This is a genomic window from Streptomyces sp. NPDC001728 (assembly GCF_040297565.1).
In the GTDB taxonomy this organism is placed as follows: Bacteria; Actinomycetota; Actinomycetes; order Streptomycetales; family Streptomycetaceae; genus Streptomyces.
The window spans coordinates 296,261-321,900 of sequence record NZ_JBEOZK010000003.1; the positions used below are offsets into that span (position 1 = coordinate 296,261).

The window sequence follows — 25,640 nt, forward strand, 5'->3', positions numbered from 1 at the left end:
ATGAGCGACTCCCGCGCGAATGACCCCACCGTCCCCGCAGACGCGATCGACCCGACCGTCACCGCCGAACTGACCCGCCTGCGCGAAAGCATCGACAACATCGACGCGGCGGTCGTCCACATGCTCGCCGAGCGCTTCAAGTGCACCCAGCAGGTCGGTGTCCTCAAGGCCCGCCACCAGCTGCCGCCCGCCGACCCCGCACGCGAGGCCCGCCAGATCGCCCGGCTGCGGGAACTCGCCGGGAGCGCGAAACTGGACCCGGCCTTCGCGGAGAAACTCCTCAACTTCATCATCGCCGAGGTCATCCGCCACCACGAGACGATTGCGGACGGAGCACGCTGATGGCCCGCGTGACGGTCTTCACCCTCGGAGGGACGATCTCCGCCCGCGGCGGCGACGCGGCCCGGATGAGCGGACAGGAGGTCCTCGCCGAGCTCGGCGGCGACCTCGACGTGGTCCTCAAGGACTTCCGCCGCGTCCCCAGCTCCTCCCTCAGCCACGAGGACCTCGCCGCCCTCGCCGCCGAGGTGCGCGCCACCGTCGCCGACGGCTCCGGCGTGGTCGTCGTCCAGGGCACCGACACCCTGGAGGAGACCGCCTTCGTCCTCGACCTGCTCTGCACCACCGAGCAGCCGATCGCCGTCACCGGCGCCATGCGCCGCCCCGACCTGCCGGGCGCCGACGGCCCCGCCAACCTGGCCGCCGCGCTGGCCGTCGCCGCCGCCCCCGCCTGTCGCGGCCTCGGCGTCCTCGTCGTCCTCGCCGACGAGATCCACGCCGCCCGGTTCGCCCGGAAGACCCACACGACCTCCGTCGCCACCTTCGCCTCGCCCGGCGCCGGGCCGATCGGCTCGATCGTCGAGGGGGAGCCCCGCGTCCTGCTCCGCCCCGCCGTCCCGCCCGCCCTCTGCCGGCTGAAACTCGACCCCGAGGTACGGGTGGCCCTGGTGACCCTCTCCCAGGGCGACCGCGGCGAACTCCTCGAAGCCGTCGACCACCGCTTCCAGGGCCTCGTCGTCGCCGCCTTCGGCGCCGGACACGTCCCCACCTGGCTGGTCGAACCCCTCGAAGAGCTCGCCCACCGCATCCCGGTCGTCCTCGCCTCCCGTACCGGCGGCGGAGCGACCCTCTCGCACACCTACCGCGGCCCAGGCTCCGAGTACGACCTGCTGCACCGCGGACTGATCCCGGCCGGCCCGCTCGACCCCGCCAAGGCCCGGATCCTGCTCCACACCCTGCTCTCCAGCGGCGCGGCCGGCCCGGCCGGCTACGACCGCCCCAGGATCGCCGCCGCCTTCGCCCACCTGAACGGCTCCGGACTCGCCTGAGCGGGATTGTCCGACCACCCCTGCCCGTCGCCGCGAGCATCGGGCAGCATAGGGCCATGTCCGTACTGACGCGCGACGAAGCGCAGACCCGTGCCCAGCTCCTCGACGTCCACCACTACCGCGTGGACCTCGACCTCACCACCGGCGACGAGACCTTCCACTCACGGAGCCTCATCCGCTTCACGGCCCGCGCCGCGGGGGACACCTTCGTCGAGCTCAAGCCCGAGGCACTGCACTCCGCCCTCCTCGACGACGTTCCCCTCGACATCACCGCCCTCGACGGCAACCGCCTGCCGCTGAGCGTCACCGAGGGCGAGCACACACTGCGGATCAGCACCACCATGCGGTACTCCCGTACCGGCGAGGGCATGCACCGCTTCACCGACCCCACGGACGGCGAGTCGTACGCCTACACCCAGCTCTTCATGGAGGACGTCCAGCGCGTCTTCGCCGCCTTCGACCAGCCCGACCTGAAGGCCGTCTTCGAGCTGTCCGTCACCGCCCCCGAGGGCTGGACCGTCCTCTCCAACGGCATCACCGAGCGGCAGCCCGACGGCCGCTGGCAGGCCGCCCCCACCCCGCTGCTCTCCACCTACTTCGTCTGCGTCGCCGCCGGCCCCTGGCACAGCGTCCGCACCGAGCACGCCGGGCTGCCGTTCGGCATCCACTGCCGCCGCTCCCTCGCCGCCCACCTCGACGCCGACGCCGACGAGATCCTCGCCGTCACCAGGGCCTGCTACGACCGCTACCACGAGAAGTTCGACGAGCCGTATCCCTTCGACTCGTACGACCAGGCCTTCGTCCCCGAGTTCAACGCGGGCGCCATGGAGAATCCCGGCCTCGTCACCTTCCGCGACGAGTTCGTCTTCCGCTCCGCCGTCACCGTCACCGAGCGCCAGAGCCGCGCCATGGTCATCGCCCACGAGATGGCCCACATGTGGTTCGGCGACCTCGTCACCCTGCGCTGGTGGGACGACATCTGGCTGAACGAGTCCTTCGCCGAGTACATGGGCTTCCAGACCGTCAACGAAGCCTGCGCCGACCTCTTCCCCGACACCTGGGTCGACTTCGGCGTCACCCGGAAGGCCTGGGGTTACGAGGCCGACCAGCGGCCCTCCACCCACCCCGTGGCCCCCGACCCGGAGTCCGTCCCCGACACCGCCTCCGCACTCCTCAACTTCGACGGCATCTCCTACGCCAAGGGCGCCTCCGCCCTCCGCCAGCTCGTCACCTGGCTCGGCGAGAAGGACTTCCTCGCCGGCATCAACATCCACTTCAAGCGCCACAAGTTCGGCAACGCCACCCTCGCCGACTTCATCGACAACCTCGCCGCCGCCACCGACCGCGACGTCCACGCCTGGGCCGAGCAGTGGCTGCGCACCACCGGCGTCGACACCCTCACCCCCCGCCTCGAAGGCGAGGGAAGCCAGTGGCGGCTGCACGTCGACCGCGACGGCAGCCGTCCGCACCGCATCCGGGCGGGGATCTACGACCGGCAGCCCGACGGCGCGCTCTCCCTGCGCGAGCGCCGCGAGCTCGACGTCCCGCAGGAGGCGCCCGCCGAGCTGACCGGCCCGCGCCCCGCGCTCGTCGTCCTCAACGACGGCGACCTCACCTACACCAAGCTCCGCTTCGACGAGGTCTCCGAGGAGTCCGCCCTGCGCGGCCTCTCCCGTATCCCCGACGCCCTCACCCGGGCCGTCGTCTGGAACAGCCTGCGCGACATGGTCCGCGACGGGCAGCTGGAACCCGCCGCCTATCTGGAGGCCGCGCGGGCGCACCTCGCCGAGGAGACCGAACTCGCCCTCGTCCAGGGCGTCCTCGGCTTCGCCCGCCACCAGATCGCCGACCGGTACGTCACGGAGGCCGAGCGTCCGGCCGCCCTCGCCGTGATCGGCGAGATCGCCCGCGCGCTGCTCCGCCGCACCGAGGACGGGGAGGAGCCCGGACTGCGCCTCACCGCCGTCCGCGCCTGCGTCGACAGCGCCACCACCCCCGACAAGATCGCCTCCTGGCTCGACGAGGACACCGTCCACGGCGGCCCGGAACTCGACCCGGAGCTGCGCTGGCGCATCCTCGCCAGGCTCGCCGTCCTCGGCGCCACCGACGAGACCGTGATCGCCGCCGAGCTCGAGCGGGACCGGAGCGCCACCGGCCAGGAGGGCGCCGCCCGCTGCCGGGCCTCGCTCCCCACGGCGGAGGCCAAGGCGGCGGCCTGGTCGGCCCTCTTCGACACGGACGAGCTGTCCAACTACCTGTTCACCGCGACCGCCGTGGGCTTCTGGCAGCCCGAACAGGCGGAGCTGGTACGGGAGTACGTGCCGCGCTTCTACCCGGCGGCCATCGCGCTGGCCGACCGCCGGGGCCCGGCGATGGCGGAGGCGGCGGGGCGCTACGCGTTCCCGTCGTACGCGATCGACGCGGACGCCCTGGCCCTGGGAGAGTCCCACCTCGCGCAGGACACGATGATCCCGGCCCTCCACCGCAAGCTGGTGGACCAACTGGACGACCTGCGCCGCGCACTGACGGCCCGAACGGCCTGACCCGGTCGCGGGGCCGTTCCACCGGGACTGCTCCCACCCAGCCCGCACGCCTGCCGCGTGCGGGGCCGGGCGCCCCGCCGCCTCCGTGTGGGCAGTCGTCCCGCTCGGGGGTCCCCTGGACGAAGTCCTTGGGGGAGGGACGGGTGGGCACACGGGACGGCGCACTTGGCCGTGCCTCGGCCCCTTGTGCCCTGACCCGCACCACCAGCGCGGTGCACAGGTGGTGCGGGTCCAGGCGCGGAAGCCTAGGCCCGGCAAGGGGCGACGTCCGTTGTGCCCACCCGTTCCGCCCCAGCGGAACGAAGGCCCACAACGAGGCGGGCGTGCGGCCCACAACGGGGCGGGCGCAGCCCGGGTGGGGCGGAGACCACAACGCGGCGGACGCAGCCCGGGGCGGGGCTCGGCCCGCAACGCGGTGGGCGTGCGGCCCGCGACCCGGCGGGCGTGAGGCCGCAGCGGGGTTTCCTGCCGCCCCGCGTCCCATCCCCCGTTCGGGTCACAGCGACCCCACTCCCCGGACAAACCCCGACAACCCCCGGCACCCTGTCGTCCATGCGTGCCGCACCCCCACCTCTCGCCGGAGGCGCCCCCGGCGCCGACGCCCTCCGCCCCCTCCTCGACACCGTCCTCGACGCCCTCCGGGAAGGGGCGCACAGCAGGGGCGGCCCCCTCCCGGCCGGCGGTCCGGAGGCGGCGGCACGGCGGGTCCGCGAGGCCCTCGGGGAGCCGCTCCCGGAGACGGGCCGGGGCGCCGGTGAAGCCCTCCGCACCCTCGTGCACGCCCTGGCGGAAGGCGCCGCCGACCCCGCCCACCCCCTCTGCGCCGCCCACCTCCACACCCCGCCCCTCGCCCTCGCCGCCGCCGCCGATCTGGCGGCCTCCGCGCTGAACCCGTCCATGGACTCCTGGGACCAGGCGCCCGCCGCCTCCGCCCTGGAGGCCCTGGTGACGGCCGCGCTCGCCGCCGAGGTCTTCCCCGCCGCAGACCGGCCCGACGCCCTCGTCACGACCGGCGGCACCGAGTCCAACCAGCTGGCCCTGCTCCTCGCCAGGGAGCGCCACGGCCCGGCCCTCCGTACCGTCGTCGGAGCCAACGCCCACCACTCCTTCCACCGCGCCGCCTGGCTCCTCGGCCTGCCCGAGCCGGTCGTCGTGCCCACGCCCCGGGGGACGCTCGACCCGGCCGCCCTCGACACGACACTGGCGGTCCTCCGGGGCCCCGTCCTCGTCGCCGCCACCGCCGGCACCACCGACGAGGGCCTGATCGACCCGCTCCCGGACCTCGCCGAGCTCTGCGAGGCGCGGCACGCCGTGTTCCACGTGGACGCGGCCTACGGCGGCCCCACCCTCTTCAGCCGTACCCACCGGCACCTCCTGGACGGCCTGGCCCGCGCCCGTACCGTCACCGTCGACCTGCACAAACTCGGCTGGCAGCCGGCCGCCGCCGGACTCCTCGCCGTGCGCGACGCCGACGACCTCGCCGTCCTCGGGCACACCGCCGACTACCTCAACGCCGACGACGACACCGACGCGGGCCTGCCCGACCTGCTCGGGCGCTCCCTGCGCACCACCCGCCGCCCGGACGTCCTCAAGACCGCCGTGACCCTCCGGGCCCTCGGCCGCGAGGGGCTCGGCGCCCTCGTCGACGCCTGTTTCGACCGGGCCCGGGACCTCGCCGACCTGGTGGAGAAGGCGCCGGGGCTCGACCTGCGCGCCCGGCCGACGCTCACCACCGTCCTGTTCCGGCCGAGCGGCGCCGAGGACACCACGGTCGCCGCGATCCGCCGCACCCTCCTCACCGAGGGCCGCGCCGTTCTCGGCCGCGCCGAGGCCGACGGCCGGCTCTGGCTCAAGGCCACCCTGCTCAACCCCCACGCCACCCCCGGCGACCTGGCTCAGCTCATCACCCTCGTGGAAGGCAGTGCGCACCGATGACCGGCAGCACCCCCAAGGACGACCTCGACCGCCCCCACGATCTGGTGGGCGTCGGCATCGGCCCCTTCAACCTCTCGCTCGCGGCGCTCGCGCACGGCGTCCCCGGCGGACTCGCCGCCACCTTCTACGAGCAGAAGCCGGCCTTCCGGTGGCACCCGGGGCTCCTCATCGAGGGCGCCACCCTCCAGGTCCCCTTCCTCGCCGACCTGGTGACCCTGGCCGACCCGGCCAGCCCGTGGACCTTCCTCAACTACCTGAAGAGCCGTGAGCGCCTCTTCCCCTTCTACTTCGCCGAGAAGTTCCACATCCAGCGAGCCGAGTACGACGCCTACTGCCGCTGGGTCAGCGAGCGGCTGCCCGGACTGCACTTCGGCCACCAGGTCGACTCGGTCCGCTGGAACCCCGAACGGCGTCTGTTCGAGGTCGACTTCACCCAGATCGACCCGGACGGCGAGGCGGAGGCCCTGGGCCGCGCCTACACCCGGAACGTCGTCCTGGGCGTCGGCACCGCACCGTACGTCCCCGAGCCGCTGAGGCCGCTCGCCGATGCCCCCGGCGTCCCGGTGATCCACTCCGCCGACTACCTCACCCACCGCGAGACCCTGCTGCGCGCCGGGCACGTCACCGTCATCGGCTCCGGCCAGTCCGGCGCCGAGATCTTCCTCGACCTGCTCAGGGCCCGCCCCGCCGGAGCCGAGCGCGTCCACTGGCTGACCCGCACCGAGGCCTTCGCCCCGATGGAGTACTCCAAGCTGGGCCTGGAGCACTTCACCCCCGACTACACCCGCTACTTCCACGCCCTGCCCGAGCCGGTACGGGCCGAACTCATGCCCCGGCAGTGGCAGCTGCACAAGGGCATCGACGCCGAGACGATCGCGGCCATCCACGACGAGCTGTACCGCCGCACCCTGCACGGCGGCTGGCCGGACGCCGTCCTCACCCCCGGCGTCCGGGTCCGCACGGCGGGCCGCGTCGCCACCACCCGGGTCGAACTGCACCTGGAGCACCTCCAGCAGGGCAGCCGCTCGCGGCTCACCACCGACGCAGTCGTCCTCGCTACCGGCTACCGGGAGCGCCCGGTGGACCGGATGCTGGCCGGGCTCGACCCGTACCTGCGGCACGATTCCGCGGGGCGCGCCCGGATCGACGAGCACTACCGGCTGGTCCTGGACCCCTCCGTCACCGGCTCCGTGTACGTCCAGAACGCCGAGCGGCACACCCACGGCGTCGGTGCCCCCGACCTCGGCCTCGCGGCCTGGCGCAGCGCGACCATCCTCAACGCGGTCACCGGCAAGGAGCCGTACCCGCTGCCCCGCAGGACCGCCTTCACCCGCTTCGGCCTGGAGGCGCGAGAGGCGCCGAGCATCCCGTCCCAGGACCGGAAGCTGACGCCCCTCACACAGATCGTCTAGCCGGGGCTAGAACACCGGCACGCCGTCCCGGGTCAGCTTCCAGTCCACCGACGCGAAGGTGCCCGGGTCGACCGTCCCCTTCGTCTTCACCCACTGGATGATGGTGTTGCGGATCTCGTCCGAGTTCGCCCACAGCTGCTGGGCGCCCGCGACGTGCGGGAACGCGCCGCCGCCGCTCGCCCGGTAGTTGTTCACCGCGAGGACGAACTTCGCCGCCGGGTCGAGCGGCTCGCCCTCGAAGGCCAGGTTCACGATCCGGGAGCCGGTCGGCTTCGCGATGTCGATCTCGTAGGTCAGACCGGACACGGCGTCGTAGTTGTAGTCCGGGGTGTTGTCCGCGTTCGTCAGCTTCGCGGTGTCGACGGGCGCGCCCGCCGGGGTCTGGACGTAGTACCTCGCCGAGTACTCCAGGTAGTCCTTCAGCTGGGCGCCCGTCATCAGCCGGGCTTCCATGGTGTTCTCGAAGGGGTACAGGCCGGCGGCGTCCTTGATGGTGATCTCACCGGACGGGATGCGGGCCGTACGCGAGAAGCAGGAGGCCTGCGAGAGCACCGGCAGGGCCGCGTACGCGCCGCCCGCGAGGGCCGCCTTCACCGTCTCGGCCTGGACGACGTTGATCAGGTCGATGATCGGCTCGTCCTTCCACGGCGCGTCGGCCGTGGTCATGGCGGCGGTGGAGGTGCCGATGACCTGGTTGACGTACGCGACGACCTTCTTGTGCTCGTCCGCGAGCAGCCCGGTGATCTCCGGGTCCTCCGCCACCGTGTTGGAGTTGAGGACCTGCGCGCCGACCTTCTCGACGACCCAGCGGCCCTTCTCCCACACCAGGTCGAAGTCGAAGAGGGTGAGGCGCTGGCCCCACTTGAGCGGCTCGGACAGGACGACGTCCTTGCCGGTCTCCTTGTTCTTCACCCGGTACTCGGGGATCTCGCTGTGCGCGTGGCCGACGAGGATCGCGTCGATGCCCGGCACCTGCTCGGCGACGAGCCCGGCCGCGTTCTCGACGTACGGGAGCTGGTCACCGTACGAGGAGGTGCCGCTGGACCCGGAGTGCGCGGAGACGACGACCACGTCGGCGCCCATCGAGCGCAGCTTCGGCACCCACTTCGCGGCCTGCTCCTCGAGGCCGGGGAAGACCATCTTCCCGCTGACGTTCGCCTTGTCCCAGATGGCGATGCCGGGGTTGGTCAGGCCGAGCACGGCGACCGTGACGTCCTTGCCGTGCGGGGTGCGCAGGCGGTGCATGCTGTACGGGGCGAAGGCCGGGCGCAGCGTCTTGGCGTCGAGGGCGTTGGCGCCGAGCAGCGGGAAGTCGCACTGCTCCTCGAACTTCCGCAGCACCGGGATGCCGTAGTTGAACTCGTGGTTGCCGAGCGCGGCGGCGTCGTAGCCGATGGCGTTCATGGCCTGGGCCATCGGGTGGACCGGGCCGCGGCGGGCGGTGATCGGGTCGACCTTGGCGTAGTAGTACGACAGCTGGGTGCCCTGGATGGTGTCACCGGCGTCGATGAGCAGGGTGTTGCGGCGGCCCTTGGCCGCGCGGACCTGGTCGACGAGGGTGGAGATCTTGGCGAGGCCGACGTCGTTGTGGGCCTTGTCGTCGAACTCCTTGTCCGTGAAGTAGTCCCAGTTGAAGACGTTGCCGTGCAGGTCGGTCGTGCCCATCACGGTGAAGGAGTACCGCTTCTGCGGACGCGGGCGGCCGGGCCCGTGGGCCTCGGCGGGAACGGCTACGGCTCCGGCGACGGCCACTCCGGCCCCGGCGGCGGCGGTGCGCTCCAGGAACGTCCTGCGGTTCAGCGGCATGTTCTTCTCTCCCCTTGGTTCAGTGACATCGGCGCCGACTGCGGCACACAACGCGCGTAGATTCTGGCTCAGGAGTCACCTCGGCAACAGACCTTTCGGGTTACGGAGTGGGAAAGTGTTCGGTGACACCGCCGAAGCCGTACCTGGAGGAGCCCGCGATGACGCAGGAACACCCGACCCCCGAGGCGCCCCAGGTGACGGTCCGTGGGGAGGGCCGCCTGGAGGTCGATCCCGAGCTGGCCCAGGTCTGGGTGACGGTCGCCGTGCGCGGGACGGACCGGGCGGCGGCGCTCGCCGATCTGACCGGGCGCAACGCCCGGGTGCTCGATCTGCTCAAGGCGCAGGGCACGTCGGTGGAGAAGGTGGAGACGGGCAGCCTGTCGATCGCCCCGGACCTCGGCAGGCGCGGGCGCGGCGAGCGGGTGCAGAGTTATCGGGGCCGGGTCCTGGTGAAGGCCGAGCTGACCGACTTCACGGTGCTCGGGGAGTTGGTGGCGCGGCTGGCCGATCTGGAGATGACGAGCGTGGAGGGCCCGTGGTGGGCGCTGCGGCCGGACTCCCCGGCGTACGCGGAGGCGCGCCGGCTCGCGGTGACGGAGGCGGTGCAGCGGGCGCGGGCGTACGCCGAGGCGCTCGGCACCTCACTGGCCTCACTCCTCGAACTGTCGGACGCCGGCGCGGACCGGGGCCCGATGTCGAGGGACATGGGGTACGGCGGGGGGCCGGTCGCCTTCGCGGCGGAGGCGGCCGGGGTGGCCCCGGCGCTCGACCTGGAGCCGCAGCGGCAGACGGTCACGGCGGAGGTCGTGGCACGGTTCACGATGCGGCCGCCCGCGCTCTGAGACGGGGGGCGCGGGGGCGCGGAAATCGCTCATCGGAGCACCCCGGTGCACAGATTCAAGACTTGTCAACAGCCTTTCACGGAAAGGTTGTTGAGTAGTCATGTCCCGCCAACTCGCTACTGGTGGGTAAGGCCTAGGCTCGACCCATGCGCCGAGCGAAAATCGTTTGTACCCTTGGGCCCGCCACCGAAACATACGACCAGATCAAGGCGTTGGTCGAGGCCGGAATGGACGTGGCCCGCCTCAATCTCAGCCACGGTTCGTACGTCGAGCACGAGGAGCGCTACCGGCACGTCCGCAAGGCCTCCGACGAGACCGGCCGGAGTGTCGGCGTCCTCGCCGACCTTCAAGGCCCGAAGATCCGCCTCGGCCGCTTCCGTGAAGGTCCCGTACTCCTTGAACGCGGTGACGAGTTCGCCATCACCGTCGAGCCGATGGAGGGTGACCGCCACTGCTGCGGGACGACCTACTCGGGCCTCGCCGAGGACGTGACCGCCGGGGAGCGCATCCTCGTCGACGACGGCCGCGTCACCCTGGAGGTCACCTCCGTGGAGGGCCCCCGGGTGAACACCCTGGTCATCGAGGGCGGCATGGTCTCCGACCACAAGGGCCTCAACCTCCCCGGTGTCTCCGTCTCCGTCCCCGCCCTCTCCGAGAAGGACATCGAGGACCTGCGGTGGGCGCTGCGCGTCGGCGCCGACGTCATCGCCCTGTCCTTCGTCCGCAGCGCCCGTGACATCGACGACGTGCACCGGATCATGGACGAGGAGGACCGCCGGCTGCCCGTCATCGCCAAGATCGAGAAGCCGCAGGCCGTCGAGAACATCGAGGAGATCGTCGCCGCCTTCGACGGCATCATGGTCGCCCGCGGCGACCTGGGCGTCGAAATGCCCCTGGAGCAGGTGCCGATCGTCCAGAAGCGCGCCGTCAAGCTGGCCAAGCGCAACGCCAAGCCGGTCATCGTCGCCACCCAGATGCTCGACTCGATGATCGACAACTCCCGCCCCACCCGCGCGGAGGCGAGCGATGTCGCCAACGCCGTCATCGACGGCACCGACGCGGTGATGCTCTCCGGCGAGACCAGCGTCGGCCGCCACCCGATCGAGACCGTGCGCACCATGAGCCGGATCGTCCAGGCCGCCGAGGAGGACGTCCTCGCCAAGGGTCTGCCGCCGCTGACCGAGCGGAACAAGCCCCGGACCCAGGGCGGCGCGGTGGCCCGCGCGGCGGCCGAGATGGGCGACTTCCTCGGCGCGAAGTTCCTGGTGGCCTTCACGCAGTCCGGCGACACGGTCAAGCGGCTGTCCCGCTACCGCTCGCCGATCCCGCTGCTTGCCTTCACCCCGGAGCCGGAGACCCGCTCCCAGCTCAATCTGACCTGGGGCGTCGAGACCTTCCTCGGCCCGCACGTCGACTCGACGGACGCGATGGTGGCCCAGGTGGACGAGGAACTGCTGCGGATCGGCCGCTGCCGGAAGGGCGACATCGTGGTCATCACGGCGGGCTCCCCGCCGGGTGTCGCGGGGTCGACGAACCTGGTCCGGGTGCACCACATCGGAGAGGCTCTGACGTAGGACGGGCTATTCGTCTCAAACCTTGGAATCAAAGGTAAAGTGCCCCGGGTGGGATTCGAACCCACGCTGTATGGTGTTTGAGACCACTGCCTCTTCCGCTGGGCTACCGGGGCATCCTTCGAAACGAAGGTCGGTGATCACCCGCCGTGTCCCTACCTTACAGGAGGTGGGTAGGCTCATGGGGAGCTGTATCCGCCTCGGAACGAGGCCATCGAACGAGGAGCCCGCGTGACCGCCCCCGAGTCGCCCCAGCCCGCCGACGACGCCGACACGTCGCACGTCCCGCCGCTGACGACCCGCGTCGTCATCGCCGAGGACGAGGCCCTCATCCGCCTCGACCTCAAAGAGATGCTGGAGGAAGAGGGCTACACGGTCGTCGGTGAGGCAGGCGACGGCGCCACCGCCGTCGAGCTCGCCCGCGAGCACCGCCCCGACCTCGTCATCCTCGATGTGAAGATGCCCGTCCTCGACGGCATCTCGGCCGCCGAGAAGATCGCGGGCGAGTCCATCGCCCCGGTCCTCATGCTCACCGCCTTCTCGCAGCGCGAGCTCGTCGAGCGGGCCCGGGACGCCGGCGCCATGGCGTACCTGGTGAAGCCGTTCAGCAAGAGCGACGTCGTGCCCGCCATCGAGATGGCCGTCTCCCGCTTCTCCGAACTGCGCGCCCTGGAGCAGGAGGTCGCGGACCTCTCCCAGCGCCTGGAGACCCGCAAGCTGGTGGACCGTGCCAAGTCGGTCCTGCAGACCCAGTACGGGCTGACGGAGCCGGCCGCGTTCCGCTGGATCCAGAAGACCTCCATGGACCGCCGCATGTCGATGCAGCAGGTCGCCGAGGCGGTCATCGAGGACGCCGAGGAGAAGAAGGCGGCCAAGGGTCAGTAGCCGGCCCCGCGCCCCGAACACGAGAAGGCCCGCCCCACAGCACGGAAGCACTGTGGGGCGGGCCTTCGGTTCGTGGTGCTCAGTCCTCGCCGAGGTACGCCTTGCGGACGGACTCGTCGTGGAGCAGGTTCTGCCCCGTGCCCGAGAGCACGATCCTGCCGATCTCCATCACATGACCCTGGTCCGCCAGGGCCAGCGCCGCCTGGGCGTTCTGCTCGACGAGCAGGATGGTGGTGCCCTGGGACTTCAGCTCGGCGATGGTCGCCATGATCTTCTGCATCATGATCGGCGAGAGACCCATCGAGGGCTCGTCGAGCATGAGCAGCTTCGGCTGGGACATCAGCGCCCGGCCCATGGCGAGCATCTGCTGCTCACCGCCGGAGAGCGTGCCGGCCGCCTGCTTGCGACGCTCGCCCAGGATCGGGAAGAGGTCGTAGGCGCGCTGGACGTCCTTGGCGATGCCCGCGGTGTCCTTCCGGAGGAAGGCGCCGAGGAGCAGGTTCTCCTCGATCGACATCCGGGGGAAGATGTGGCGGCCCTCGGGGGAGTGGGCCAGACCCAGCGAGACGATCTTGTGCGCGGGGATCTTGCGGAGGGACTTGCCCTCGAACTTGATCTGGCCGCCGACCGGCTTGAGGAGCCCGGAGAGGGTCCGCAGGGTGGTGGTCTTCCCGGCGCCGTTGGTGCCGATGAGGGTGACGACCTCACCGGCGTCGACGGAGAAGGAGATGCCCTTGACGGCCTCGATCTTTCCGTAGGCGACGCGCAGGTCCTCGACTTCGAGCAGTGCGGTCATGCGTCGTTCTCCTTGCCCGAAGCAGGGTCGTGCGGGGTGTCCTCCGAGGACTCTTCGGCGGCGGCCCCGGGGGCGTCCTCGCTCGCGCCGGCCTCGGCGGTCTCGTCGTCGGCGGGGGCCTCGTCAGCCTCTTCGGCCGCGGGGGCCTCCGGGGCGTCGGGCTCCGCGACCGGGGGCTTCTCCGACTCGACCGGCTCGCCCAGGTACGCGGCGATGACCCGCTCGTCGCTCTGCACGGTCTGGCTGTCGCCCTCGATCAGCTTCTGGCCCTGGACGAGCACGGCGACCCGGTCGCAGAGGTTGAAGATGAACCGCATGTCGTGCTCGATGACGAGCACGGCGACGCCCATGTCCCGGATGGCGAAGATGAGTTCCTCCGCCGCCCGCGTCTCCTGCGGGTTCATGCCGGCGGTGGGCTCGTCGAGCAGGATCAGACCGGGGTCGCTCGCGAGGGCGCGGGCGATCTCCAGCTTGCGCTGCTCGCCGTACGGGAGGTTCTTCGCGAGGTGCTGCGCCTTGTCCTGGAGGCCGATGAACTCCAGCAGCTCCATCGCCCGCTTCGACGCCTCGGCCTCGGTCTTCCGGAAGCCGGGCAGCCGGAGCAGCGCGGACCAGAGGCCCTGCTTCATCCGGGTGTGGCGTCCGACGAGCACGTTCTCCAGGACCGTCATGTTGTGGAAGAGACGGATGTTCTGGAAGGTACGGGCGATGCCGGCGTCGGTGACCTTGAAGGACGTGGGCGGCAGGACCGTGCCCTTGTACCGGACTTCACCCTCGGTCGGGATGTAGAGACCGGTGAGACAGTTGAAGAAGGTGGTCTTGCCGGCGCCGTTGGGGCCGATGAGACCGACGATCTCGCCGCTGTTCACGGTGAGGTTCACATCGCGCACGGCGGTGAGGCCGCCGAACCGCATGGTGACCCCGCGCGCGTCGAGCACGGTCTCGCGGGCGGCCGGCTCGGCGGTGGCCTCGGCCTTGGTGGTGGTGGTCGTCATGGTTCAGGCACCTGCCTTGGCGAGCGTGGCGGGCGTCTCGTCCTTCTCGTGGAACTCCAGCTGGTTGCGCCGGTTGGCGATCATGCCCTCCGGGCGGAAGCGCATGAGCAGGATCAGCGCGACGCCGAAGAGCAGCAGCTGGTACTCGCCCATGAACTGGAGCTTGTTCGGGATGAGGAAGAGCAGGGACGCGCCGACCAGGGGACCGCTCATGGTGCCCATGCCGCCGAGGACGACGGCCGCGAGCAGGAAGGCGGAGTTGGGCGGGATGGGACCGGCGAAGAGGTACTGCTCCGGGGTCACCGTGTAGGTGACGTGCGCCTGCACCGTGCCCGCGAGACCGGCCAGCGAGGCGCCGAGCGCGAAGGCGATGAGCTTGACCCGGAAGCCGTTGATGCCCATGGCGAGCGCGGCGGTCTCGTCCTCGCGGATGGCGACCCAGGCACGGCCGATACGGGAGTCGCCGCTGCGCCGGAAGACCAGCACGACGACCGCCATGATCAGCAGCATCAGGAAGAAGTAGTTCGCGAAGCGGCCGATGGTGAAGCCGCCGATCACGTGCTCGGCGCCGAAGTCGAACCCGAACATGCTCAGGTTCGGGATGGACGCGATGCCGTTGGAGCCGTTGGTGATGTCGGGACCGGAGGTGCCGTCGGTGTTGTTCACCGTGATCCGGAAGATCTCACCGAAACCGAGCGTGACGATCGCGAGGTAGTCGCCGCGCAGCCGCAGGGTCGGGGCGCCGATGAGGACACCGAAGACCAGGGAGGCCGCCGCACCGACCAGGATGGCCGCCCAGAAGGGGAAGTGCAGGCCGAACGGGGAGGTCGGGGCGCCCGAGACGAGGGCGGCGGCGTAGGCGCCGACGCCGAGGAAGGCGACGTAACCGAGGTCGAGGAGACCGGCGAGGCCGACGACGATGTTCAGGCCCAGGGCGACCGTGGCGAAGATCAGGATGTAGACGCCGAGCGTCGCGTACTGGTCGTCGGTCTGGGTGAAGGGGAAGAGCGCCGCGGCGGTGAACGCGCCCGCGATGGACAGGTTCTGGTGCTTGCCGGTGAGCTGCGTGGCCTGCGCGACGAGGCCCGACTTGTTGAGCGCGGCGAAGCCGAGGCCGGCCGTGATCAGGAAGCCGAGGAACAGCTCGTCGTACTCCGTGCCGACACCGTAGGTGAAGACACCGAGCGCCACGGCGAGCACGCCCGCGATGATCAGGATCTCCAGGGAGGAGTGCATCGTGGGCAGCCGGCGCACCGAACCGGTGGTGGCGAAGGCCGCCTTGAAGGTGGCCCAGTTGTTGCTCATGTCGTGCTTGAACTGGTCCCAGCCGGAGTCCTCGGGGTCCACGGGCAGCAGCTTCGGCCGCTCGAAGGGGAGGGCGAGGGCGCCGAGGAGGCCGAGCAGGGTGGCGAGTGCGAGGATCGCGCCACCCGGTTCCAGGTTGACCGGGCCGCCGAGCTCGATGCTGATGGCGCCGACCGTGAACCAGGCGGTGCCGAAGGAGGCGAGCGCGGCGAGCTTGAGGGCCGCGTCACCGCCGGCCGGGGTCAGCCAGCGGGTGCCCTTGACGCCGTACGACGAGAGGGCGAAGAGGACGGTGAGCAGGCCCAGGACCAGGACCTGCATCTGCAGGCCGGCGGGGGAGCCGTAGAACGTGAGGTCGCCGGGGAAGCGGGGCGTCCAGGTCCAGGAGAGGAAGCAGCTGGCGACCGTGAGGACGCCGCCGCCGAGGGCGAGGGCGCGGGCGGCCTTGGCCGGCACGAAGCCGATGAGGCCGGTCGCGTCGGTGGTGGGAGCCGTTGCCGCCGTGGTGTTCTCGGAGATGGTGGTCATGGTGCTCACGCCCTGTCCGCGACGCGCTCGCCGAGGAGGCCTTGTGGCCGGGCGAGGAGTACGACGATGAGGAGTACGAAGGCCCAGACGTCGGCCCAGGACTGGCCGCCGAGCTGATCCATACCGGGGATGTGGCTGATGTACGCCGTCGCCATGGTCTCCGCGACGCCGAGGACGACACCGCCGATCATGGCCCCGTAGATGTTGCCGATGCCGCCGAGGACGGCGGCGGTGAACGCCTTGAGTCCGAGGAGGAAGCCCATCTTGTAGTCGACGACGCCGTACTTGAGGCCGTAGGCGACGGCGCCGACCGCGGCGAACGCGGCGCCGAGGGCGAACGCGATCACGATGATCCGGTCGGTGTTGACGCCCATGAGCTTCGCGGTGTCCGGGTCCTGCGCCGTGGCCTGCATGCCGCGGCCGACGCGGGTGCGCATCACGAAGAAGGCGAGGACGGCCATGCAGATGGGGGCGGCGATCAGGAGGAAGACGTCGCCGGTCTGGATGGTGACCGGGCCGAGCTCGATCGGACCGCCGGGGATCTGCGGGAAGGTCCGGGCGGACTTCGCCTCCGGGTAGAAGGTCCAGACGGCCTGCTGGAGGGCGAGCGAGAGACCGATCGCGGTGATGAGCGGGGCGAGGCGGGGGCCACCGCGCAACGGGCGGTAGGCCAGGCGCTCGGCCCCGACGGCTATCGTCGTCGCGACGAGCACGGCACCGATGATCATGAGGGGCAGCGCGACCCACATCGTGGTGCCGCCGGGCAGGATGAGCCAGACCGTGAGCGCCCCGAAGCCGCCGGTCATGAAGATCTCGCCATGGGCGAAGTTGATGAGCTGGACGATGCCGTAGACCATCGTGTAGCCGACGGCGACCAGCCCGTACATGGATCCCAGTAGCAGGCCGTTGACCAGCTGCTGCGGCAGTTCGTTCACCGCATTGTCCTCCGAGACTTTCGACGGATGTGACACCGCGCGGGGCGCCTGGTGCGGCCCCCCGCGCGATGAAGGTGGTGCTGAGAGTGGGACTGCTGAGGATCAGCCGCCGAAGGTGCCGGACTCGACCGGCTTGTACGCGCCGCCCGTGACCTTGTAGACGGTCAGCTGCTTGTTGGTGGTGTCACCGAACTCGTCGAAGGAGACCTTGCCGGTCACACCCTCGAAGGAGACGCCCTGCATGGCCTCGACGACCTTGGCGCGCTCCGGGACCTTGCCGCCGTTGCCCTCGGTGGCCTTCTTGACGGCCTCGATGACCGCCCAGGTCGAGTCGTAGGCGTAGCCGCCGTAGGCCTCGTAGGCCTCCTTGTAGCCCTTGGCCTTGTAGTTGGCCAGGAACTCCTTGGCGGACGGCAGGGACTCGATCGGCGAACCGACGGAGGTGGCGATGTCGCCCTCGGCCGCCGCGGCGCCCGCCAGCTTCACGTACTCGGGGCTGTAGATCGCGTCGCCGCCGACGACGGTGACCTTCGCGCCGGCCTCCTTGATCTGCTTGGCCAGCGGGCCGGCGGCCGGGTACTCGCCACCGTAGTAGACGACGTCGGCGCCGGAGCTCTTCACCTTGGTCGCGACCGCGGAGAAGTCCTTGGTGTCCGGGTTGATGTGCTCGGTGCCGAGGACCTTGCCGCCGAGCTTCTCGAACTCGCCCTTGAAGGTGCCCGCGAGGCCGGCGCCGTAGGTCTTCTTGTCGTCGATGATGAAGGCCTTGGTCTTCTTGGCCTTGTTGAAGACGTACTGCGCGGCGAACGGGCCCTGGATGGCGTCCGTGGTCGCGGTACGGAAGTACGACTTGTAGCCGCGCTTCTTGTCACCGGTGGACCAGTTGGGGCCCTGGCTCAGGGACGGGTTGGTGTTGGCCGGGGAGACCTGCACCAGCTTGGCGTCGTCGAAGACCTTCTGCATCGACTCGGACACCGAGGAGTTCAGCGGGCCCACGACGCCGAGGACGCCCTTGTCGGCGACGAACTTCGTGGCGTTCTGCTGGCCGGCGGAGGGCTGCGCCTGGTCGTCCAGGGTCTCCAGCTTGAAGGTCACGCCCTTGACGTAGGCCTTCTCGTTGGCCGTCTTGACCGCGAGGTCGGCCGAGTTCTTGATGCCGAGGCCGAGGGCGGACAGCTCACCCGTGAGGGGCGCGTCGAGACCGATGGTCACGGTGACGTTGCCGCCGTCACCGTTCTCGGCCGCGCCACCCTTGTCGTCGCGAGAACCACAGGCGGTGAGCGTGAGCGCTCCCGCGGTGACCGCGGTGGTGAGTATGAGCAACGAACGGTTTCGCACGAAGGGTCCTTTCCCTGGCGCGGCCCCCTCGGAAGAGGCGGTGCCGTGAAGCTGCGGAGCGAGGGGTGCCGTTTTGGAACGCCGGGCCGTACTGGGTTTGGTACAGGGCCGTGCAGTAGAACGCGCCCGGCGGCGCGGTGACTGGCGGTGACTCTAAGCGCAGGTGGGGAGGGTCGGGGAGCGGCGAGGTCAGGATGTGACTGTCTTGTTATGCCGAGGGGGGAAGAGTGTGCGCGGCGCCTGGGAATACCGGGGCATAGGGGTCGCTAACGCGGTGTTCACATACTGAGAACGCCCAGTTCCGCTAAGGGGCTTGAGCGATTCTTGGTACTGACGGTCCGCTCAGCGGACTCTCCGGATATCGGACAACGGCAGAAACCTGAGCGGACGAACCGGCCCTTCCGCTTCTGGTCGGGGCCCCTCGTGTGCATGTGACACAGCGTGACGAGCGGGCGGGCGGGGGACGGGCGGGGGACGGGCGGGAACGCCGAAGGGGGCGGCACCTACGGGTGCCGCCCCCTTCGTGGTCCGTCGCTGGTCAGGCGCCCGGGGTCACCGCGGCGCCCGCGCCGGAGCCCGGCTCCCCGCCCGCGGCGGGGCCGCCGCCGGCCGGCATCGCGGCGTCCTTCGCGGTGACCTCGCGCAGCAGACAGGTCAGTCGCGCCGAGCAGACCCGGTTGCCCTGCTCGTCACTGATCACGATCTCGTACGTGGCCGTCGTCCGACCCCGATGCACCGGGGTCGCCACACCGGTCACCAGCCCGCTGCGCACCCCGCGGTGATGGGTGCAGTTCAGGTCGACGCCCACGGCGATCCGGGAGGACCCGCCGTGCAGCATCGAGCCGACCGAGCCCAGCGTCTCGGCGAGCACCGCCGACGCGCCGCCGTGCAGCAGACCGTACGGCTGGGTGTTCCCCTCCACGGGCATCGTGCCGACCACCCGCTCGGCGGACGCCTCCACGATCTGGACACCCATCCGGTTCCCCAGGTGCCCGGCGGAGAAGAGCGCCGGGAGGTCGACGCCCAGCGCCGCGTACTCGTCGATGACCTCCTGCGGGAACGTCACGTGCTGCTGCTCACCCATGGGCCGGCTCCGTTCGTCTTCGTACGGCGACTGCTCTTCGTACGGCTGCTGATACCGCCTGAGCAAACGCTTAGGCGGAAGGGGATTGTTCCAGACGGACGACCACGGACTTGCTCGCGGGGGTGTTGCTGACGTCCGCCGTCGACTCCAGCGGCACCAGCACGTTCGTCTCCGGGTAATAGGCCGCGGCGCACCCCCGTGACGTCGGGTAGTGCACCACCCGGAAGCCGGGCGCCCGCCGCTCGCTGCCGTCCGTCCACTCGCTCACCAGATCCGCGTACGCGCCGTCGGCGAAGCCCAGCGCCGCCGCGTCCTCCGGATGCACCAGCACCACCCGGCGGCCCCCCTTGATGCCCCGGTAGCGGTCGTCCAGACCGTAGATGGTGGTGTTGTACTGATCGTGCGAGCGCAGCGTCTGGAGCAGCAGCCGCCCCTCCGGCACCCGCGGGTACTCCACGGGCGCCGCCGTGAAGTTGGCCTTGCCCGTCTTCGTCGGGAAACGGCGCTCGTCACGCGGCCCGTGCGGCAGCGCGAAGCCGCCGGGGTTCGCCGCGAGCCGTGCGTTGAAGTCCTCGAAACCGGGCACCACGCGCGCGATGCGGTCCCTGATCGTCGCGTAGTCCGCCTCGAACTCCTCCCAGGGCGTGGCCGATCCGGCTCCGAGGACGGCGCGCGCCAGCCGCGCCACGATCGCCGGCTCCGACAGCAGACGCGGGCCCGCCGGCGGCAGATTGCCGCGCGAGGCGTGCACCAGGCTCATCGAGTCCTCGACCGTCACGAACTGCTTGCCGCTCTTCTGCACGTCCTTGTCGGTACGCCCGAGCGTGGGCAGGATGAGCGCGCGCGTGCCCGTGACCGTGTGCGAGCGGTTCAGCTTCGTCGACACGTGCACGGTCAGCCGGGCGTTCCGCATCGCGGCCTCGGTGACCTCGGTGTCCGGGGTCGCGCCGACGAAGTTCCCGCCCATCGCGAAGAACACCTTCGCCTCGCCGTCCCGCAGCGCCTGGATCGACCGCACCACGTCGAAGCCGTGGTGGCGCGGCGAGACGATCCCGAACTCCTTGTCCAGCGCGTCCAGGAAGGCGGGCGCGGGCCGCTCGAAGATCCCCATCGTGCGGTCGCCCTGCACGTTCGAATGGCCGCGCACCGGGCACACCCCGGCGCCCGGCCGGCCGATGTTCCCGCGCAGCAGCAGGAAGTTGACCACCTCGCGGATGGTCGGCACGGAGTGCTTGTGCTGGGTGAGCCCCATCGCCCAGCAGACCACCGTCCGCTCCGAGGCGAGCACCAGCTCGAGAGCCCGCTCGATCTCGGCGCGCGTCAGACCGGTCGCGGTGAGCGTCTCGTCCCAGTCGGCCGCCTTCGCCGCCTCGGCGAACTCCTCGTACCCATGGGTGTGTTCGCGGACGAACGCCTCGTCGACCGCCCCGGCCGTCTCCAGGACCAGCTTGTTGAGCAGCCGGAAGAGGGCCTGGTCGCCGCCGATCCTGATCTGGAGGAAGAGATCGGTGAGCGCGGCGCCCTTGAGCATGCCCTGCGGGTTCTTGAAGCGTTCGAGCCCCGCCTCCGGCAGCGGGTTCACCGAGATGATCCGCGCGCCCGCCGACTTCGCCTTCTCCAGGGCGGAGAGCATCCGGGGATGGTTCGTCCCCGGGTTCTGCCCGGCCACGATGATCAGGTCCGCCCGGTGCAGGTCCTCCAGGGAGACGCTGCCCTTTCCTATGCCGATGGTCTCCGTCAGCGCCGAGCCCGAGGACTCGTGGCACATGTTGGAGCAGTCCGGCAGGTTGTTCGTGCCGAACTCGCGGGCGAAGAGCTGGAGCAGGAACGCGGCCTCGTTGCTCGTACGCCCCGAGGTGTAGAAGAGCGCCTCGTCGGGGGAGCCGAGCGCCCGGAGCTCCTCCGCGAGGATCGCGAAGGCCCGCTCCCAGGTCACCGGCTCGTACCGGTCGCCGCCCTCGGGCAGCAGCATCGGCTCCGTGATCCGGCCCTGCTGCCCCAGCCAGTACCCGCTGCGGGTCGCCAGGTCCGCCACCGGGTGCGCGGCGAAGAACTCCGGGGTCACCCGGCGCAGCGTCGCCTCCTCGGCGACCGCCTTCGCGCCGTTCTCGCAGAACTCCGCCACATGCCTCTTGTCGCCCTCCGGCCAGGCGCAGCCGGGACAGTCGAAACCGTCCTTCTGATTGACCTTGAGCAGGGTCCGGGCGGTGCGCAGCGTGCCCATCTGCTCCTGCGCGATCCGCAGCGTGTGACCGACCGCGGGCAGGCCGGCGGCGGCGTGCTGCGGCGGCGTGACCTGCGGTGCGTCCTGGACCGGGTCGCCGACCGGCGGCTTGCTGACCATCGCGCTCTCCCTTGAGCGGTAATCCTGTGTCGTACGTCTCCGATCCTGTCACGCGGCACCGACAGCCCGGGACCCCACCGGTGTGGACGGGATTGTCAGCGGTCCGTGGCAGGATCGTCGTGTGGCCGAGACAGCATCGAAGAACCCCGCAGACACCCGCCCCCGCCTGCTCCTCATGGACGGGCACTCGCTCGCGTACCGGGCGTTCTTCGCGCTGCCCGCGGAGAACTTCACCACCGCGACCGGACAGCCGACGAACGCGATCTACGGGTTCGCCTCGATGCTGGCGAACACGCTCCGCGACGAGGCCCCCACGCACTTCGCGGTCGCCTTCGACGTGTCCCGCAAGACCTGGCGGTCCGAGGAGTTCCCGGAGTACAAGGCGAACCGTTCCAAGACCCCCGACGAGTTCAGGGGGCAGGTCGAGCTGATCGGCGAGCTGCTCGACGCGATGCACGCGCCGCGCTTCGCCGTCGACGGCTTCGAGGCGGACGACGTCATCGCGACCCTCGCCACCCAGGCCGAGGCCGAGGGCTTCGACGTCCTCATCGTGACCGGCGACCGGGACTCCTTCCAGCTGGTCTCCGACCGCACGACCGTGCTCTACCCCACCAAGGGCGTCTCCGAGCTGACCCGCTTCACCCCGGAGAAGGTCCAGGAGAAGTACGGCCTCACGCCCTCGCAGTACCCCGACTTCGCGGCCCTGCGCGGCGACCCGTCCGACAACCTCCCCGGCATCCCCGGCGTCGGCGAGAAGACCGCCGCCAAGTGGATCAACCAGTTCGGCTCCTTCGCCGAGCTCGTCGAGCGCGCCGAGGAGGTCAAGGGCAAGGCCGGACAGAACTTCCGCGACCACCTGGAAGCGGTCAAGCTCAACCGCCGGCTCACCGAGATGTCCAAGGACGTCGAGCTGCCGAAGACGGTGACCGACCTCGCCCGCGAGCCGTACGACCGCGGGGCCGTCGCCCTCGTCCTCGACACCCTGGAGATCCGCAACCCCTCGCTGCGCGAGCGGCTCCTCGCCGTCGACCCGGGCGCCGCCGAGGAGGCCGCCCCGGCCCCCGCCGCCGGGGTCGAGATCGACGGCACCGTCCTCGGCGCCGGCGAGCTGGCCCCCTGGCTCGCCGAGCACGGCACCGAGCCCCTCGGCGTCGCCACCGTCGACAGCTGGGCCCTCGGCACGGGGAACGTGAGCGAGATCGCCCTCGCCGCCGCCGGCGGCGCCGCCGCCTGGTTCGAGCCCAGCGCGCTCGACGAGACCGACGAGCGCGCCTGGGCCGAGTGGATCTCCGACGCCGGCCGCCCCAAGGCCCTGCACAACGCCAAGGGCGCCATGCGGGTCTTCCCCGAGCACGGCTGGAGCATCGCGGGCGTCACCATGGACACCGCCCTCGCCGCCTACCTCGTCAAGCCCGGCCGCCGCTCCTTCGCCCTCGACGCGCTCTCCGTCGAGTACCTCGGCCGTGAGCTGGCCCCGGCCGCCGCCGCCGACGGACAGCTCGCCTTCGGCGCCGACGACACCGCCGAGGCCGAGGCCCTCATGACCCAGGCGAGGGCCGTCCTCGACCTGGCGGGCGCCTTCGAGGAGCGGCTCGGCGAGGTCGGCGCCCGCGAGCTGCTCCACGAGGTCGAGCTGCCGACCTCCGCCCTCCTCGCCCGCCTGGAGCGGCACGGCATCGCCGCCGACCGCGACCATCTGGAGGCCATGGAGCAGCAGTTCGCCGGGGCCGTGCAGCAGGCCGTGAAGGAGGCGCACGCCTCCGTCGGCCACGAGTTCAACCTCGGCTCGCCCAAGCAGCTCCAGGAGGTCTTCTTCGGCGAGCTGAACCTGCCGAAGACCAAGAAGACCAAGACCGGGTACACCACGGACGCCGACGCGCTCGCCTGGCTGGCCGGCCAGACCGAGCACGACCTGCCGGTGATCATGCTCCGCCACCGCGAGCAGGCACGACTGCGCTCCACGGTCGAGGGCCTGATCAAGACCGTCGCCGCCGACGGCCGGATCCACACCACCTTCAGCCAGACCGTCGCCGCCACCGGCCGCCTCTCCTCCACCGACCCCAACCTGCAGAACGTGCCGGTGCGGACGGACGAGGGCCGCGCCATCCGGCACGGCTTCGTCGTCGGCGAGGGCTTCGAGGCCCTCATGACCGCCGACTACAGCCAGATCGAGCTGCGCGTCATGGCCCACCTCTCCGAGGACGAGGGGCTCATCGAGGCCTTCACCTCCGGTGAGGACCTGCACACCACCGTCGCCTCTCAGGTCTTCGGCGTCGAGCGGTCCGCCGTCGACGCCGAGATGCGCCGCAAGATCAAGGCCATGTCGTACGGCCTGGCCTACGGCCTCTCCGCCTTCGGCCTCTCGCAGCAGCTGAACATCGACCCGGGCGAGGCCCGCGGCCTGATGGACACCTACTTCGAGCGCTTCGGAGGGGTACGGGACTACCTGCGCCGCGTCGTCGACGAGGCCCGCGCCACCGGGTACACCGAGACGATGCTCGGCCGCCGCCGCTACCTCCCCGACCTCAACAGCGACAACCGGCAGCGCCGCGAGGCCGCCGAGCGGATGGCGCTCAACGCCCCGATCCAGGGCACGGCCGCCGACATCGTCAAGGTCGCCATGCTCAAGGTCGACCGGGCGCTGACCGAGGCGGGCCTCGCCTCCCGGATGCTCCTCCAGGTCCACGACGAAATCGTGCTCGAACTCGCCCCCGGCGAGCGCGAGCGGGTCGAGGCCCTGCTCCGCGAACAGATGTCGGCCGCGGCCGACCTGCGCGCCCCGCTGGACGTCTCGGTAGGCGTGGGCCCGAACTGGGACTCGGCGGCGCACTGACACCGGCCGGCGCGGGTGCCCCCACCCGCGCCGGCCGCCCCGCCGCCGTGTGGGCAATCGTCCCGCTGGGGCGTGGGGGTCCCCCCGGACGAAGTCTGGGGGAGGGTGGGCACACGGGACGTCGCCCCTTGCCGGGCCGAGGCTCCTACGCCCGTACCCGCACCACACGTGCACCGCACCGGTAGTGCGGGCCAAGGCGCAGGGGCGTAGCGGCAGTACGGATCCGGCCCCGCCGCCTGTGCGCCAGTCGGACCAGTCAGAAGGCGGCCCACCACCCCCGCTCCCGAAACTGGGCAGCATGATCCCGCGCCGCCGCCCCCACCTCCCCACCTGGGCCTTGCTCGGCGCCCTCCTCGGCGCGTCCGCCACCGCCTGGTCCTGGCCCGCGGCGGCACACCGCGCCCCCGCCCTGTGTACCTCGGCCCGCGAACCCGCCCTCGCCGCCCGGCTCTCCCAGGACATCGAGGCCGCCCTCAAGGGCCGCGACGGCACGGTCTCCGTCGCCGTCCACGACCCCGGACGCGGACTGCGCTGCCGGCTCGGCGACACCCTGGCCTACGACTCCGCCAGCATCGCCAAGGTCCTCATCCTGCAGGCCGTCCTCGGCCGCGCGGAGGAACTGGGCCGGGCGCCCACCGCCGTGGAATCCCGGCGGATGAAGGCGATGATCACCCGCTCCGACAACACCGCCGCATCCGAGCTGTGGGAGGGGCTCTCCCGCGCCCGGCTGAACAGGGTGCTGCGGGAGGCCGGCGCCCAGGACACCGTCCTCGGCCGCGACCGCTACTGGGGACTCACCCGCACCACCGCCCGCGACCAACTGGCCCTGCTCGCCGCCGTCTCCCGCCGCGCCGTGGCGATGGACCTGATGGGCCAGGTCGTCCGCGGCCAGGCCTGGGGCGTCTCCGCGGGAGCCCCCTCCACGGTCAAGGTCCACCTCAAGAACGGCTGGCTGTCCCGCGACGCCCACGCCTGGCGCGTCCACAGCATCGGCTTCGCGCGCCCGGCCGCCCCCGCCCCGGGCGGTGCGATCGACTACCGGATCGCCCTCCTCAGCCACGACAACCCCACCAAGCGGTACGGCGTACGGACCCTGGAGGGGGTCGCCCTCGTCGTGCACCGCGCCCTCTCCGGCGGCGCCGAGGCCCGGGGCTTCACGC

General features: G+C 71.2%; 17 protein-coding genes, 1 tRNA gene and 1 pseudogene. 10 read left to right on the plus strand and 9 right to left on the minus strand.

Annotated features, from left to right (window positions below):
• From ABT154_RS06795 to ABT154_RS06815, 5 genes are all read left to right on the plus strand, one after another.
• Positions 1-342, plus strand: coding sequence for a chorismate mutase (locus ABT154_RS06795; protein ID WP_351853745.1), 342 nt, complete (start codon positions 1-3; stop codon positions 340-342).
• Entirely contained in the window at positions 342-1,328 is a 987-nt protein-coding gene (locus tag ABT154_RS06800; protein ID WP_351853748.1) for an asparaginase, read from the plus strand. Before ABT154_RS06795 ends, ABT154_RS06800 begins: the two co-directional genes overlap by 1 nt.
• Positions 1,329-1,384: 56 nt before the next feature.
• Positions 1,385-3,871, plus strand: coding sequence for an aminopeptidase N (gene pepN, locus ABT154_RS06805; RefSeq protein WP_351853750.1), 2,487 nt, complete (start codon positions 1,385-1,387; stop codon positions 3,869-3,871).
• A 552-nt stretch (positions 3,872-4,423) separates the two neighbouring features.
• Complete coding sequence (locus ABT154_RS06810; protein ID WP_351853753.1) at positions 4,424-5,806, plus strand: pyridoxal phosphate-dependent decarboxylase family protein; 1,383 nt, start codon at positions 4,424-4,426, stop codon at positions 5,804-5,806.
• On the plus strand, positions 5,803-7,218 hold the full coding sequence (locus ABT154_RS06815) for a lysine N(6)-hydroxylase/L-ornithine N(5)-oxygenase family protein (protein ID WP_351853755.1): 1,416 nt from the start codon (positions 5,803-5,805) through the stop codon (positions 7,216-7,218). Before ABT154_RS06810 ends, ABT154_RS06815 begins: the two co-directional genes overlap by 4 nt.
• A gap of 6 nt (positions 7,219-7,224) precedes the next feature.
• Here the strand turns inward: ABT154_RS06815 and ABT154_RS06820 are convergent, their stop codons facing one another.
• The gene (locus ABT154_RS06820; RefSeq protein WP_351853757.1) at positions 7,225-9,024 is read right to left on the minus strand and encodes a bifunctional metallophosphatase/5'-nucleotidase; all 1,800 of its coding nucleotides are present in this window, start codon (positions 9,022-9,024) and stop codon (positions 7,225-7,227) included.
• Positions 9,025-9,182: 158 nt separating this feature from the next.
• Here ABT154_RS06820 and ABT154_RS06825 point away from each other — a divergent pair, with 158 nt between their 5' ends.
• Together ABT154_RS06825 and pyk are read left to right on the plus strand one after the other, a co-directional pair.
• Positions 9,183-9,866 carry an SIMPL domain-containing protein gene (locus tag ABT154_RS06825; protein ID WP_351853758.1) on the plus strand — a complete coding sequence of 228 codons (684 nt, stop codon included), beginning with the start codon at positions 9,183-9,185 and terminating at the stop codon, positions 9,864-9,866.
• A 146-nt stretch (positions 9,867-10,012) separates the two neighbouring features.
• Positions 10,013-11,440 carry a pyruvate kinase gene (gene pyk / locus ABT154_RS06830; protein WP_351853761.1) on the plus strand — a complete coding sequence of 476 codons (1,428 nt, stop codon included), beginning with the start codon at positions 10,013-10,015 and terminating at the stop codon, positions 11,438-11,440.
• Positions 11,441-11,480: 40 nt separating this feature from the next.
• Here pyk and ABT154_RS06835 read toward each other — a convergent pair.
• Positions 11,481-11,553, minus strand: a tRNA-Leu gene (locus ABT154_RS06835).
• A gap of 115 nt (positions 11,554-11,668) precedes the next feature.
• Here ABT154_RS06835 and ABT154_RS06840 point away from each other — a divergent pair.
• Entirely contained in the window at positions 11,669-12,322 is a 654-nt protein-coding gene (locus tag ABT154_RS06840) for an ANTAR domain-containing response regulator (protein WP_317874352.1), read from the plus strand.
• A 79-nt stretch (positions 12,323-12,401) separates the two neighbouring features.
• Here the strand turns inward: ABT154_RS06840 and ABT154_RS06845 are convergent, their stop codons facing one another.
• From ABT154_RS06845 to ABT154_RS06875, 7 genes are all read right to left on the minus strand, one after another.
• Positions 12,402-13,118, minus strand: coding sequence for an ABC transporter ATP-binding protein (locus tag ABT154_RS06845; RefSeq protein WP_351853764.1), 717 nt, complete (start codon positions 13,116-13,118; stop codon positions 12,402-12,404).
• Complete coding sequence (locus ABT154_RS06850) at positions 13,115-14,113, minus strand: ABC transporter ATP-binding protein (RefSeq protein WP_351853767.1); 999 nt, start codon at positions 14,111-14,113, stop codon at positions 13,115-13,117. Before ABT154_RS06850 ends, ABT154_RS06845 begins: the two co-directional genes overlap by 4 nt.
• Positions 14,114-14,116: 3 nt before the next feature.
• Positions 14,117-15,946: a branched-chain amino acid ABC transporter permease gene (locus ABT154_RS06855; RefSeq protein WP_351853768.1), complete on the minus strand. Its 1,830-nt coding sequence runs from the start codon at positions 15,944-15,946 to the stop codon at positions 14,117-14,119.
• Between the two features lie 5 nt (positions 15,947-15,951).
• Positions 15,952-16,881, minus strand: coding sequence for a branched-chain amino acid ABC transporter permease (locus tag ABT154_RS06860; RefSeq protein ID WP_056560876.1), 930 nt, complete (start codon positions 16,879-16,881; stop codon positions 15,952-15,954).
• Positions 16,882-16,983: 102 nt separating this feature from the next.
• Positions 16,984-18,219 (minus strand): branched-chain amino acid ABC transporter substrate-binding protein, encoded by a 1,236-nt coding sequence (locus ABT154_RS06865; RefSeq protein ID WP_317874355.1) that lies wholly within the window; start codon positions 18,217-18,219, stop codon positions 16,984-16,986.
• Positions 18,220-18,757: 538 nt separating this feature from the next.
• Positions 18,758-19,303, minus strand: coding sequence for a PaaI family thioesterase (locus tag ABT154_RS06870; protein WP_351853772.1), 546 nt, complete (start codon positions 19,301-19,303; stop codon positions 18,758-18,760).
• A 70-nt stretch (positions 19,304-19,373) separates the two neighbouring features.
• Positions 19,374-21,647, minus strand: a complete 2,274-nt coding sequence (locus ABT154_RS06875; protein WP_351853775.1) for an FdhF/YdeP family oxidoreductase — start codon at positions 21,645-21,647, stop codon at positions 19,374-19,376.
• Positions 21,648-21,768: 121 nt separating this feature from the next.
• Here ABT154_RS06875 and polA point away from each other — a divergent pair, with 121 nt between their 5' ends.
• Complete coding sequence (polA, locus tag ABT154_RS06880; RefSeq protein ID WP_502969455.1) at positions 21,769-24,480, plus strand: DNA polymerase I; 2,712 nt, start codon at positions 21,769-21,771, stop codon at positions 24,478-24,480.
• Positions 24,481-25,144: 664 nt separating this feature from the next.
• Positions 25,145-25,438: pseudogene (locus tag ABT154_RS06885) on the plus strand (serine hydrolase); the annotation flags it as partial.
• Positions 25,439-25,640 lie beyond the last annotated feature (202 nt).

Excerpts from the sequence above, each read along its gene's own strand:
- ABT154_RS06825 (WP_351853758.1), top strand. The coding sequence starts at position 9,183 with ATGACGCAGGAACACCCGACCCCCGAGGCGCCCCAGGTGACGGTCCGT.
- ABT154_RS06810 (WP_351853753.1), top strand. The coding sequence starts at position 4,424 with ATGCGTGCCGCACCCCCACCTCTCGCCGGAGGCGCCCCCGGCGCCGAC.
- ABT154_RS06820 (WP_351853757.1), bottom strand. The coding sequence starts at position 9,024 with ATGCCGCTGAACCGCAGGACGTTCCTGGAGCGCACCGCCGCCGCCGGG.
- ABT154_RS06870 (WP_351853772.1), bottom strand. The coding sequence starts at position 19,303 with ATGGGTGAGCAGCAGCACGTGACGTTCCCGCAGGAGGTCATCGACGAG.
- ABT154_RS06815 (WP_351853755.1), top strand. The coding sequence starts at position 5,803 with ATGACCGGCAGCACCCCCAAGGACGACCTCGACCGCCCCCACGATCTG.
- ABT154_RS06845 (WP_351853764.1), bottom strand. The coding sequence starts at position 13,118 with ATGACCGCACTGCTCGAAGTCGAGGACCTGCGCGTCGCCTACGGAAAG.
- ABT154_RS06855 (WP_351853768.1), bottom strand. The coding sequence starts at position 15,946 with ATGACCACCATCTCCGAGAACACCACGGCGGCAACGGCTCCCACCACC.
- ABT154_RS06850 (WP_351853767.1), bottom strand. The coding sequence starts at position 14,113 with ATGACGACCACCACCACCAAGGCCGAGGCCACCGCCGAGCCGGCCGCC.
- pepN (WP_351853750.1), top strand. The coding sequence starts at position 1,385 with ATGTCCGTACTGACGCGCGACGAAGCGCAGACCCGTGCCCAGCTCCTC.
- pyk (WP_351853761.1), top strand. The coding sequence starts at position 10,013 with ATGCGCCGAGCGAAAATCGTTTGTACCCTTGGGCCCGCCACCGAAACA.
- ABT154_RS06795 (WP_351853745.1), top strand. The coding sequence starts at position 1 with ATGAGCGACTCCCGCGCGAATGACCCCACCGTCCCCGCAGACGCGATC.
- ABT154_RS06800 (WP_351853748.1), top strand. The coding sequence starts at position 342 with ATGGCCCGCGTGACGGTCTTCACCCTCGGAGGGACGATCTCCGCCCGC.
- ABT154_RS06875 (WP_351853775.1), bottom strand. The coding sequence starts at position 21,647 with ATGGTCAGCAAGCCGCCGGTCGGCGACCCGGTCCAGGACGCACCGCAG.